This window comes from Tardiphaga sp. 42S5 (genome assembly GCF_034044155.1).
GTDB lineage: Bacteria > Pseudomonadota > Alphaproteobacteria > Rhizobiales > Xanthobacteraceae > Tardiphaga > Tardiphaga robiniae.
The window spans coordinates 613,951-626,957 of the sequence record NZ_CP139027.1 but is presented as its reverse complement, the minus strand read 5'-3'; the positions used below and the strand labels follow the sequence as shown (position 1 = coordinate 626,957).

At 61.8% G+C, this 13,007-nt stretch carries 9 protein-coding genes and 1 pseudogene; 4 read left to right on the top strand and 6 right to left on the bottom strand.

All coding sequences use genetic code 11. The annotated features are described in order from the left end of the window. Positions 1–516 precede the first annotated feature (516 nt). The gene (locus SFY93_RS02885; RefSeq protein WP_320445999.1) at positions 517–1,647 is read left to right on the top strand and encodes an efflux RND transporter periplasmic adaptor subunit; all 1,131 of its coding nucleotides are present in this window, start codon (positions 517–519) and stop codon (positions 1,645–1,647) included. Positions 1,648–1,655: 8 nt separating this feature from the next. Further along, entirely contained in the window at positions 1,656–4,823 is a 3,168-nt protein-coding gene (locus SFY93_RS02880) for an efflux RND transporter permease subunit (RefSeq protein ID WP_320445998.1), read from the top strand. A gap of 42 nt (positions 4,824–4,865) precedes the next feature. Here SFY93_RS02880 and SFY93_RS02875 read toward each other — a convergent pair whose 3' ends face one another. The 5 genes from SFY93_RS02875 to SFY93_RS02855 form a co-directional block, all read right to left on the bottom strand. Then, positions 4,866–7,058, bottom strand: coding sequence for an SLC26A/SulP transporter family protein (locus tag SFY93_RS02875; protein WP_320445997.1), 2,193 nt, complete (start codon positions 7,056–7,058; stop codon positions 4,866–4,868). A 174-nt stretch (positions 7,059–7,232) separates the two neighbouring features. Further along, a complete protein-coding gene (locus tag SFY93_RS02870) occupies positions 7,233–8,150 on the bottom strand; it encodes a phosphoribosylaminoimidazolesuccinocarboxamide synthase (protein WP_320445996.1) in 918 nt (305 codons plus the stop codon). 66 nt (positions 8,151–8,216) lie between these two features. Next, the gene (locus SFY93_RS02865; protein WP_315839816.1) at positions 8,217–9,134 is read right to left on the bottom strand and encodes a pirin family protein; all 918 of its coding nucleotides are present in this window, start codon (positions 9,132–9,134) and stop codon (positions 8,217–8,219) included. 104 nt (positions 9,135–9,238) lie between these two features. Further along, entirely contained in the window at positions 9,239–9,841 is a 603-nt protein-coding gene (locus tag SFY93_RS02860; RefSeq protein ID WP_089263360.1) for a 3-keto-disaccharide hydrolase, read from the bottom strand. 65 nt (positions 9,842–9,906) lie between these two features. Further along, entirely contained in the window at positions 9,907–10,827 is a 921-nt protein-coding gene (locus SFY93_RS02855) for a LysR family transcriptional regulator (protein WP_231078719.1), read from the bottom strand. A 72-nt stretch (positions 10,828–10,899) separates the two neighbouring features. Here SFY93_RS02855 and SFY93_RS02850 point away from each other — a divergent pair. Together SFY93_RS02850 and SFY93_RS02845 are read left to right on the top strand one after the other, a co-directional pair. Next, positions 10,900–11,175 (top strand): annotated as a pseudogene (locus SFY93_RS02850) (DUF1127 domain-containing protein); the annotation flags it as partial. A 96-nt stretch (positions 11,176–11,271) separates the two neighbouring features. After that, positions 11,272–11,559: a DUF1330 domain-containing protein gene (locus SFY93_RS02845; RefSeq protein ID WP_320447677.1), complete on the top strand. Its 288-nt coding sequence runs from the start codon at positions 11,272–11,274 to the stop codon at positions 11,557–11,559. 6 nt (positions 11,560–11,565) lie between these two features. On the opposite strand, the gene SFY93_RS02840 is transcribed toward SFY93_RS02845, so the two are convergent. Further along, a complete protein-coding gene (locus SFY93_RS02840) occupies positions 11,566–12,930 on the bottom strand; it encodes an MmgE/PrpD family protein (RefSeq protein ID WP_320445995.1) in 1,365 nt (454 codons plus the stop codon). Positions 12,931–13,007: the final 77 nt, after the last annotated feature.

Below are 13,007 nucleotides of genomic sequence, written 5' to 3'. Positions count from 1 at the left end.
CGCACATCCCGCAGAAAGACTAGCCATGTTCTTTTGCAGGCATTGCAGCGAGGCTTCTCCACCGGGAGGAACGCTCGAGCAATGCGCGATGTAATCCGAGCGACACCGCGTCTTGATCGCGTCACGCTGCGCCTGGCTCGGCGCTTGCGCAAAGGTGGGGCTCGCGATTGCGATTAGAATGATAGTAGCCATCGATACGCGATATCGCGCGGCCAAGCCGAACATGAAATTCATCGCTGAAATCCTCGTTGCTACCGCCCGGTTAGTCAGGGCAACTGCGTAAAATCTTCAAGAAGCGTGAGTTCTGAAAGGCATTCGCAAAACAACTTCGGTCCGACATCATTTTACGGTTTCGGTTTCACTACAACTGGATTGTTGCTATTGATGCGGGCGGCTGTCGTTTTTGGCCAAGGCTTTTTTTGAGAGTCTTTTGATTGAGGCAGGACAATGCGATTTGTGCGCACCTGTTCATCTGGACCGAAAGATCGCATTGAGCAGCTGCAGCATGTCACGGTCATGCGTGTTTCAAGCATCGCGCTGGCGAGTCTCTTTTTAAGTGCCTGCGAGCAAAACACTTTCGTGCAGCCACCGCCGCCGAAAGTTGAGGTGGCGGTCCCTGTGCAGCGCGGAATCACGCGCTTCCTCGAAGCGACAGGCAATACAGCACCGATCAAGAATGTCGATCTCGTGGCGCGCGTTCAGGGCGTTCTGCAGTCGATCAACTACCAGGACGGCTCCTTCGTCAAGCAGGGCACGACGCTGTTCACGATCGAGCCTGAGACATACCAGTTGAAGCTTGAACAGGCGCAGGCTGCGGAAGCCGGTGCGCAGGCGTCTGCAAAGCAGGCGGAATCGGATTTCAAGCGCCAGTCGGACCTCGTATCCCGGCAGGTTGTTGCGCAGTCAACGCTCGAGCAGTCGACGGCGACACGAGAAAATTCACAAGCCAATCTGCAGCAGGCGCAAGTCAACACTAAAATCGCGGCCGTCAATTACGGTTATACGAATGTCATTGCGCCATTTGACGGCATCGTCAGCGCACATCTGGTGTCGGTTGGCGAACTGGTTGGTGTCGCGTCGCCGACCCAGCTTGCGACGATCGTGCAGCTCGATCCGATTTATGTGAATTTCAACGTCAACGAACAGGACGTGCTGCGTATCCGGGATGAAGCCCGGCGGCGCGGGCTGACGGTCAGCGATCTCAGGCAGCTGCCGATCGAGATCGGATTGCAGACCGAGACTGGTTTTCCGCACAAAGGCCAGATCGATTACATCTCACCGACCATCAACCAGTCGACGGGTACGCTGCCGGTGCGAGGTGTTCTGCCAAATCCGGATCGCATCCTGTTGCCGGGTTTTTATGTTCGTGTTCGCGTTCCTATCGACAGGCAGGACAACGCCCTGCTGGTGCCGGATGTATCGCTCGGCAGCGATCAGGCCGGGCGTTATGTGCTGGTCGTGAATGGCGACAATGTCATCGAGCAGCGCAAGGTCGTCACCGGTCCGCTGGAAGCTGAGCTTCGCGTGATCGAAAGCGGTCTGAAGCCGGATGATCGCGTCGTCATTGCAGGCCTGCTGCGTGCCATTCCGGGGCAGAAAGTCGATCCGCAACTGAGAAAGATCGAAGCGCCGGCCCCGACCAAATAGGACAGGCCATGATTTCGAAGTTCTTCATCGAGCGGCCGGTCCTGTCCAACGTCATCGCACTGCTGATGATCCTGATCGGCGGCGTTTCGCTCTATGGCCTCGCTGTCGCACAATATCCCGATGTGGTGCCGCCGACCGTGCAGGTGACGACGCGCTATCCCGGCGCCAGCGCCAGGACCATCGTCGACACGGTGGCACTGCCGATCGAGCAGCAGGTCAATGGCGTCGAGGACATGCTCTATATGCAGTCCTACAGTGCTGCCGATGGCACCTATTCACTCACGGTCACGTTCAAGATCGGCACCGATCTGAATTTTGCGCAGGTGCTGGTGCAGAACCGCGTATCGAGCGCGCTGTCGTCGCTGCCGGCCGCCGTACAGAATCAGGGCGTTACCGTTCAGAAGAAATCGACGGCGATCCTGTTGTTCGTGACACTGACGTCGCCGAAGGCGACCTATGACAGCCTGTTTCTGAGCAATTACGCCACGATCAACATCCGGGACGAGCTGTCGCGTCTGTCGGGGGTCGGCAATGTGACGGTGTTCGGCGCCGGCCAGTATTCGATGCGGATATGGCTGGATCCGAGCAAGCTGCAAGTGCGCGGGCTGATGCCGCAGGATATCATCCAGTCCATCCAGCAGCAGAGCCAGCAGGTTTCTGCGGGGCAGATCGGCATGCCGCCGACGCCCGCGGGGCAGGCCTTCCAGTACACACTGAATATCAACGGGCGGCTGGATGATCCCAGCGAATTCGAGGATATCATCGTCAAGACCGGCGACAATGGCGATGTCACGCGGGTCCGTGACGTCGGACGCGTCGAATTGGGTGCGCAGACCTACAGCCAGATCTTTTCGCTCAACCAGAAGCCAGCCGTCGGCATCGGCGTATTCCAGTCGCCGGGCGCCAATGCGCTCGAGGTGGAGAAGGCTGTCGAGAAGAAGATGGCGGCGCTGGCCACGCAATTTCCCGACGACATCAAATACGACACGCCGTTCGACACCACGAAATTCGTCCAGGCATCGATCAACGAGGTCTACAAGACGCTCCTCGAAGCAGGTTTGCTAGTGCTGGTGGTCATCCTGATCTTCCTGCAGGACTGGCGCGCGATGCTGGTGCCGGCGACCACTGTGCCGGTGACGATCATCGGCGCCTTCGCGGCGATGGCGGCGCTCGGTTTCACCATCAATCTGTCGACCCTGTTTGCCATTGTGCTGGCGATCGGCATTGTCGTCGACGATGCCATCGTGGTTGTCGAAGGCGCGGCGTACAATATCGAGCAGGGCATGTCCGGTCACGACGCGGCGATCAGCGCGATGGACAAGCTGTTCGCCCCGATCATCGGCATCACGCTGGTGCTGATCTCTGTGTTCCTGCCGGCGGCATTCCTGCCCGGGCTGACGGGGCGCATGTATGCGCAATTTGCACTGGTTATCGCGGCCACGGCGCTGCTCAGCGCCGTCAATGCGGCCACGCTGAAGCCGACACAATGCGCATTGTGGCTGCGCCGCCCGGTGCCGCCGGAGAAGCGCAACTTCTTTTATCGTGGGTTCAACAGGGTCTACGACCGGCTCGAACGGGGCTATGCCGCCCTGATCGGCCGCATGGTCGCGCACAGCAATCTCTCGGTTGTCCTGGCATTGATCCTGATCGGCATCGGCGGTTACGGCCTGTCCCGGATTCCCACCGGCTTCATCCCGATCGAGGATCAAGGCTATCTGCTGGTCGCAGTGCAGTTGCCCGATGGCGCCGCGCTGGACCGGACGCAGCGTGTGCTCGATCGAGTCAGCGAATTGGCCGCGAAGACGCCAGCGGTGGAACAGGTGGTTACCATTGCCGGCATCTCCGCACTCGACAGCAGCTCCAGCCTCGCCAATGCCGGTGTTGCCTATCTGATATTGAAAGAATGGAGCGAGCGCGGACCGGGGCAGGATCTTCGTTCGTTGTTCGTTGGATTGAACGAGAGCCTGTCGGTGATTCCAGAGGCGCGCATTCTGGTGATCCCGCCGCCGCCCATTCAGGGCATCGGCAACGCGGCGGGCTTCGCCATGCAGATGGAACTGCGCGATGGCAATGCCGATTACAGCAAGCTGCAGGCGATCACCGGGGCGATTGTAGCTAATGCAGAGACGCAGAGTGCTTTGCAGCGCGTCAGTTCGCCGTTCCGCTCAATGGTGCCGCAATTCGATATCGAGATCGACCGTATCAAGACCCAGACCCTGCATGTCACGACGGATCAGGTGTTCTCAACCCTGTCGTCCTATCTGGGCTCGTCCTTCGTCAACCAGTTCAACAAGTTCGGCCGCACCTTTCAGGTCTACACACAAGCAGATGCCAAATTCCGGCTGACTGCCCGGGACATCGAGAACCTGATGGTGCGCAACCAGCAGGGCAACATGGTTCCGCTTGGCACCGTGGCGAAGATTACGCCTGCCGTGGGGCCGTCGCTGATCAGTCTCTACAATCTCTATCCGACGGCGACGGTGATCGGCCTGCCAGCACAGGGCTACAGCTCCGGGCAGTCCATGGCGTTGATGGAGCAGATTGCGGCGAAGACGCTGCCTCCGGGAACGGGCTTCGAGTGGACGGCGATGTCGTATCAGGAAAAGATCGTCGGCAACCAGCTCTATTATGTGTTCGGTCTTGCGTTGCTGCTCGTCTATCTGGTGCTCGCGGGGCAGTATGAAAGCTGGTACGCGCCGATTTCGGTGATCCTGGCCGTGCCGCTGTCACTGCTCGGCCCGATGGCGGTACTCACCGCGCTGCGAATCGAGAATAATCTCTACACCCAGATCGGCATTATTCTTTTGATCGCGCTGTCGGCGAAGAACGCGATCCTGATCGTTGAGGTGGCGATCGAACTGCACGTGCATGATCGCAAGCCACTACTGGAGTCGGCGGTCGCAGCCGCACGTGCGCGATTCAGGCCGATCCTGATGACGTCCTTCGCCTTCATTCTCGGCGTGCTGCCGCTGGTGCTCGCGACCGGCGCCGGCGCCAACGCCCGCAAGTCGATCGGCATCACCGTATTCTCGGGCATGCTCGCCTCGACCTGCCTTGCGGTCCTGTTCGTTCCGACCTTTTTTGTTGTCGTCCAAAGGTGGGAGAACTGGCGTGCTGGCCGCAAGACAACGAAGCCTGCCAATTCGACCGTCGGTGCCGGCGGTCCCAACTCGTAGACGATCGTGACATCCGTTTCAAATGCGCCGCGTGGACTATTCTTACCTTCGCAACACCGCAATCATCCGGCTCGCAAAAGCTAGCCGTTCCGCCATGACCGACACGAAATAAGTCAGCAGTTTCTGGCTCAATGCTGGATGGTTCTGCTTGATGTCCTCGAAGGCGTCGGCGCGCAGCAGATACAGCACGCTCGCGATCTCTGCCTGGATGGTGGCGCTGCGGGGAGCATAGGCGACGAGGCCCATTTCGCCCACCGTCGTGTAACGCCCGAGGCTGCGCACCCGCGTCAGCTTGCCATCGCCCGCCGGCACCATGATGCCGAGTCGGCCGTCCAGAATGAAGTGCATGGAATCGGCAGCGTCGCCGGCCTGAACGACGATCTCGCCGGCGCCGACCTCGACGCGCTGGCAGCGTCGCATCAGTTCTTCGGAATCGTCGGCGGTGCGCAGGATCTTGGTGAACCAGTCGCGCAAGTTGGCTTCTTCTTCGGCGAGTCCACGATGCCTGACGATCACCTCGTTCTCGCACCATTCCAGCGCGTGATCGAGTTCGCCCATGACCTTGACGGCGTCATCGATGAACAGGCTGGCGCGCAAATTGCGATTGGCTGAGGGATGAAGATTGGCGAGCACCAGCGTGGTGCCGTGGCCTTCGGCGATGCGCTTGATCTGGGCGAAGCTGTGGGCGGCCGACGAATCGATGCCCGTCACCAGCTTGAAGTCGAAGACGAGATAGCGGCACTCGGGATGACGGCGCAGCAGCGCCTTGACATGCAGATAGAGCCGGTTGGCCGAGCCGAAGAACAAATAGCTCTGCAGGTTAAGGCCCTGGATTTCGCAGCCATGCGCCGCCAGCGTGCGCTGATCCTCAAGCGACCGATCGAGCGAACTGCGATATTCCGAGCCATCGAAACCGTATTTGATTGAGGATACCCGCGATACGCTGAGCGCAAAGGTGGCGCAGCCGATCACGATGCCGATCAGCACGCCGGCCACGAAACCCCATGTGAGGATGATGACGATGATTGCCAGCAGGGACAGGTAGTCGAGCAGCGAGAGCCGCTTGCGGGAGTCGATGATCCAGCGATGGAGCTGCTCGAGGCCGAGATACAGCAGCAGGCCACCGAGCACGAAGCGCGGCATATAGGCAAGTAGCGCGGGGTCGACGACGAGCATCAGCGCGGCCACCGCGGCGACGGTGAGTCCCGAAAGCCGTCCTGTGCCACCGCTGTTGCGATTCAGGAGCGAGCGGCTGATCGAGATGCAGCCGGCATAGCCTCCGAGTGCTCCGGCCAGGATATTGGCCGCCCCGGTCGCATTGAGCTCGCGTTCGATATCGGCTTCCCGATGTGCGGCGACTTCGAGGCCCGTCGTATTGAACAGGGTGCTCACGGCCGTCACGAAGATCACGGCGATGAAATTGCCGATCAGTCCGGGCAGCGCCTGCCACGGGTAGCCGTCGCTGAAGAATGCCCAAGGCAAGGTCAGGCTGGCTTTCGGTGGCGATGCGAAAGTCCAGCCCATTGCTTGGGCCTCGATCACGGACACGCCTGCGATCCGGAAGACGAGATGCGCCGCTATGACGCTCCCGAGGAGAATCATCGGCAGGCCTAGTGGGTTACGGGACCGATGCCAGGTCGTATAGATGGTCAGTGCCACGGCTGCCGCGGCCAGCAACTCGTAGAGCGTCATCGGATTGGCGAGTTTTGTCAGGTTCGCCCATTGCAGCTTGTAGCCGGTGATCACCTGAATGGCGCCGGCGACGATCAGGCAGGCGGTGGCGCCCAAAAATCCGCCGATGACCGGATAGGGCACATAGCGGATGGCGCGTCCCATGCGGGTAACACCGAAGCCGCACAGCACGATGCCGGTGATGATCGTGGCCGAGGACAGGGTGATAAGTACCGGGCCGAGCAAGGCAGACGGCGCATCGGCTGTAACGATGTGTTCGACCAAGGCTGCAGCCAGGATGGCGGTGACGGCTGCAGTAGAGCTCTCGGGGCCGGCGACCGCGAAGGGGAACGAACTGCCAAGGGCGATCACGGCGGCTATGACGCTTGCAGAGATGAAGGTCGCGGCGATGCCGTAGGGCAGCAGCGAGGCCAGCGGCCCGGTGAAGATCAGCACCGAATAGGACAGACCGAAGCTGATGGTGAGGACGCTGGCGATCAGGCCGCCGAACACGTCGTTGCGCCAGGCGCGCAACGCGTCCGGGCTGACAAGGGTGTCAGTCATGGGCGGCTACCTTCGCAATGACGGCGATGAGGGGGGCGGGCCGGAAGTATGTCACGCGCGAACCTGTAGGAGCGCTGCGCGACAGGCGCAACCGCCGCCGTCTCTGGTAGACGACGGTGAGATGTACGGACAAGACTATTTTTATGACAGTCCGCGGGAAAGACGGTCAGTTTGTTAGTTGATGACCAGCTCCGTGCCGGTCAGGCGGCGATAGGCCTCCAAATAGCGCTTGCTGGTGGCGTCGATCACCTCAGGGGGCAGCGGCGGCGGCGGGGCTTCACCGTTCCAGCGGCCGGCGCGGCGCTCGATGTCGAGATAGTCGCGCAGCGGCTGCTTGTCGAAGCTCGGCTGCGGCTGGCCCGGTCTATAGACGTCGGCGGCCCAGAAGCGGGAGCTGTCGGGGGTCATCACCTCGTCGATCAGGATGATGCGGCCATTGCCTTCCCTGCCGAATTCGAACTTGGTGTCGCCGATGATGATGCCTGCCTCGCGGGCGATCTCTTCACCCTGGGTGTAGACGGCGCGGGTCATGCTCTCGAGCGTGAAGGCATCCTCCTTGCCAATGATCTCGCGCATCCGGGCGATGGTGATGTTCTCGTCATGGCCGGTCTCGGCCTTGGTGGCCGGGCTGAACACCGGCTCGGCGAATTTCTGGCTTTCGAGCAGTCCAGCGTCGAGCTTCTCGCCGGCCAGCGTGCCTGACGCGGCATATTCCTTCCAGGCCGAACCCGAAATGTAACCGCGAATCACGCACTCGATCGGAAACACGGTGGTGCGGCGGCACAGCATGGCGCGACCGGCCAGCGCGGCGCGGTGGCCTGCGAGCGCCGGCACCTGCCCGATGATCTCGTCGGCATCGGCCGAGATCATGTGATGCGGGACCACGCCGCCAAGCTGGTTGAACCACCAGGCGCTGATCTGGGTCAGCACCGCGCCCTTCATCGGGATGGTCTCGTTCATGACTACGTCGAAGGCACTGATGCGGTCGGTGGTCAGCAGCAGCACACGGTCGTCGCCGACGGAATAGATATCGCGCACCTTGCCGCGACCGATCTTGGGGAGGGGCAGGTCGCTGGTGGCCATCGTGGTCATGTCAGGGTCTTTCGAAAGTAGAGTCGTCCGGCGTCTGGCCGGCGGCGGCGTGATGAAGAAGTGAGCCTATTCCGGCAGCGGGATGAATTCGTGTTCGTTGGGCACATGGGCGAAGCGGCCGGTCTTCCAGTCCTCTTTCGCCTGCTCGATGCGCTCTTTGCTGGAGGACACGAAATTCCACCACAGATGCCTCGGCCCCTCCAGCGCATCGCCGCCGAGGAACATCATGCGGGTATTGCGCGTCGCCTTGATGGTGATGGCATCGCCGGGCCGGAAGATCAGCAATTGCGGTCCCTCATGGCGGTCGCCGGCGATCTCGACCTCGCCATCGACCACATAGACTGCACGTTCCTCATGGTCGGGATCGAGCGGTACGCTGGTGCCGGCCTCGACGGCCACTTCGGCATAGAACCATGGCGACACCATCGACACCGGCGAAGCTTTGCCAAACGCCTTGCCGGCGATCACCCGCGCGGTGAAGCCGGTGTCGGTGATGGTCGGCAGGCTGTCTGCGGCATAATGCTGGAACGACGGCGCGATTTCCTCGGAGCCCTTGGGCAGCGCGATCCAGCTCTGCAGGCCCAGCATCTTCTGGCCGTCGCGGCGCTGCACGTCCGGAGTGCGCTCGGAATGGGCGATGCCCTTTCCGGCAGTCATCAGATTCATGGCGCCCGGCTGGATCTCGCGGACATTGCCTTCGCTGTCGCGATGCATGATCGCGCCATCGAACAGATACGTGACGGTGGCCAGGCCGATATGCGGATGCGGCCGCACGTCCATGCCCTTGCCGGAGATGAACTGCATCGGGCCGAAATGGTCGAAGAAAATGAACGGGCCGACCATCTGGCGCTTGCCATGGGGGAGGGCGCGGCGGACGAGGAAGCCGTCGCCGAGATCGCGGGTGCGCGGCACGATCACGAGCTCCAGCGCGTCGCAGGTCTGTGCGTCGCCGAGGATCGGATCTTCTGATGGTTGCCAGCTCATGAGGGCTCCGTGGGGTTGGGGCCATCATAGCAGTATTTGGCAGGGCGGGTAAAAGGGGCTCAATCCGGTTGGATCGCTCCCTCCGGACTGAGGAATGGCTGTGCTTACAGCGGCTTGATCTGGACCTTGCGGAATTTCACCACGCCGGAGCCGTATTGCAGGGCGATCGGGCCAGCGGCGTGCTTGGTGTCCTCGACGTCGACGGTCTTTTCGCCGTTCAGGATCACCGTGAGCTTCGGGCCCTTCGCCGTGATCTCATAGGTGTTCCACTTGTCCGCCGCCTTGGGCATCGGATTGACCTTGGCCACATCGACGATGGCGCCGGTGCCGTAGGACGGGTCGGGCCGCTTGTCGAAGATGTTGACCTCGTAGCAGGTCTTGCCGTCGATCACCTTCGGGTTATCGCAGCGGATGAAGATGCCGCTATTGGCTTCGGCATCGGTCCAGAACTCGGCCTTGATCTGGAAATCCTTGTAGGGCGTCTTGCTGACGAGATAAGCGAGATCCTTGCCGGAGAGCAGCTTGTCGGCGGCGAGTGCCCCGTCCTTCATCTCCCAGTTGGCGTCGCCAACCTTGTCCCAGTCGCCCATCTTGGTGCTGTCGACCAGCGTGACCCAGCCGTCAGACTGGCTCATGGCAGGCTGGATTGTCGTAAGAGCCGCAACGCCGATAACGAATCCGGCTGCAATCGCTGTAACGCGCAACATAAAGGTCTCCTCCTGTTTGCTTTTTATTGGCGTGACGTTAGCCACGGGAGAATGCGGTTGTAAATCTACTTCACATTGTGCGGTGCGTTAACGCTTGATGCCTTGCGCTTAGCTGCAGGGCCGCGGGTCGTTCGTTCGTTCAGCAGCACCTGTTGCATTGCCTGGACGTTCGGCGAAGCCGCGCCCTTGCGCCAGATCAGCACCGTCTCGGCGTGATTCTCGCCGCGCGGCAGGCGATGCACGGTGAGCCGCTTGCCCTCCGGGAATGTCGACAGCACGCTTTCCGGCAGCAGCGCGATGCCCATACCCGCGACTACGCAACCGAGCATGGCGTGATAGGAGCCGAGTTCGATGGTGCGCTCGGGCATCTCGCCGCGCTTTGCATACCAGTCTTCCAGCCGCTTGCGATGCGGGCAGCCGTTCTCGAACACCAGTACCGAGCGCGGCGCGCTGTCCTTGCGCCCGATCGGCGGATGGCGTGGCGACGACACGATCACCGGCTCCTCGTCGAACGCATGCATGCGGTCGAACGGCGCCGCGGCAATCGGCTCGGCCACGAAGGCGGCGTCGAGATCGCCGGCGAGGATGCCTTTCGCGAGGGTCTCCGGATTGCCGATGCGCATTTCGAGTTGCACGTCGGGATAGCGGCGGTGAAATTCATTGAGCGGTCCGGGCAAGCGCACCGCCGCGGTGCTCTCCATGGCGCCAAGGCGGAAGACGCCGCGCGGCCGTGGGTCCTGCACCGCGTCGCGGGCCTCGTCGGCGAGCGCCAGCAGCCGGTCGGCATAGCCGAGCAGCGTTTGACCTGCGGGCGTCAGATGCAACCGCTTGCCCTCGCGCACGAACAGCGCCGTGCCGAGATCGTCTTCGAGCTGACGCACTCGCGTCGTCACGTTGGACTGCACGCGGTGCAACCGTTCCGCGGCGCGTGTCACGCCGCCTTCGCGCACTACGGCGCGGAAGATGCGCAGCTCGGACAGATCCATACATCTCTCCATGAGATCGAAATGATCTTGATTATTCATTTTATGGGATGAAAAGCGCCGGGTAAACCCGTCATGGCCAACGGCACCCATCAGCGGAAAGGGGTGGACATGATTGACAACGAACGCGAACCGCACGCGTACGACGCGCGCCACCTGACGCCGCTGCAATGGACCGCGCTGAGGCGATCCATCATCCGGCGCGCCCATGTCGAGCGTGGCCGGATGTTGCGTGCGATCGCGATCGCCGCCGTCGCAGCCCTGCGCCACGGCTGGCGTCGCCTGCGCGAGCGGCAGCAGGCGCGAGACCAACTACGCTCCATGAGCGATTACGAATTGCGCGATATCGGCGTGACCCGCGCCGGCATTGATGCCGTGATCCGCCACGGCAATGACGATGCGACACAGGACGCGCCACAACGATCACATCAAAACTGGAGAGCCATGATGTCGAAAGCCTACTGGATTGTCCGCGTCTCGGTGCGCGACGAGAGCCGTTATCCGGAATATCTCGCCGCGGCCAAGCCGGCGTTCGACAAGTTCGGCGCACGGTTCATCGTGCGCGGCGGCGCCTTCGAAACCATGGAAGGCGACGCCCGCGATCGCAATGTGGTGGTGGAATTCGCCGACCGCGCGACCGCAACCGCCTGCTACCGTAGCCCGGAATACGAAACCGCCAGATCCATCCGGCAAAAATACGCCGAGGCCGATTTCATCATCATCGACGGCGCCTGATGTCCGTTACCGTCCCAGCGCCGTCGCCGTTGCCACGCGGTCAAAACTCTCAAGCGAGAGGATCGCATCCGCGAATTTCTCGGCGCGATTGTTCAGCACAGGACGGGCAAGCTGCAGGAATTTCTGCTGCATGGCGGCGGCATCGGGAAACGATGTCGGCTCGCCCGACGGATCGGCATAGATGCGCTCATGCACGCCATCCTCGGTGGTGATGCTGACCCGTGCGCCGAACGGATGACGCTTGCCTTCCAGGCGTTCGTCCTGAACTACGTCGAAACGGTCGGCCAGCGTGTTGATCGCGCTATCGCCGAGGCGCTTGTAGTCGTCCCAGCCGAATGAGCCCTGATCGAGCGCCAGCGCGCCGGTGAAGAACATCGAGAACTGGCCGCCAACGATGGAGGTCGGATGGCGCTTGGTGGCGGCGTCGCCGGTCAGCGTGATGCCGTTGCGATGCAGGCCGATCTCGACACGTTTGACCTGCTCGGGCGTCAGATTGTGCTCGCGCCGCATCGCGACCAATGCGTCGATGGCGGCATGCGTATAGCGACAGCTCGGATAGGGCTTGATGCCGATCTTCATGGTCTCATAGACCGAGCCGAGATCGGCCACGGCCTTTTCAGGATGCGCGTTGTCGCTGTAGCCGACCAGGAGGCCATGCTTGCCCTCGACGGATTCGGTCGCGCCGATGAATTCGTTGCGCGCCAAGGTCGCGGCGATCACGCCGTTCATGGCGGCCGCGCCGACCTGATAGCGCTTGTTCCAGGCGCCGTTGACGAGGAATTGCAGCGAACCCGCCGCCTGGCTGCCCGACACGCCGAAGGCCGAGATGAGCTGATCCTTCGATAGCCCGAACAACTTGCCGGCCGCAGCTGCAGCGCCATAGGTGCCGGCTGTGGCGGTTGGGTGAAAACCCTTGGCGTAATGCGAGGTCGGATCGAGGGCGTTGCCGAGCCGGCAGCAGACTTCATAGCCGGCGACGATAGCCGTCAGCACCTGCTTGCCGGAGGCGCCGACCATTTCGCCGACGGCGAAGGCGGCGGGAACGACCGGGGCGCTCGGATGCAGTGAGGAATCGGCATGGGTGTCGTCGAAATCGAGCGAGTGGCCGAGCGCGCCGTTGAGCAGCGCGGCCACGGCCGGCGTCCAGGTCTTGCTGTCGCCGAACACGGTGGATTCGCCCTTGCCGTTCAGCGACAGGGTTTCCAGCATCTTGAGCAAAGAGGGGGTGGATTCGGCCTCGCTGCGGGCACGGATGGTGCTGCCGAGATAATCGAGGGTGAGGACCTTGGCGCGCTCCAGCACGTCCTGCGGAATGTCGTCGAATTTCAGGTCTGCGACATAGGCGGCAAGCGTTGCAGTCTCATTGGCCATTGTGTTTCCTCACTCTTGTTGAAATAGCCTTAGGCGGACCAAATCGGCGTTTCAAGCGGCCATGGCGACGCGTGGAT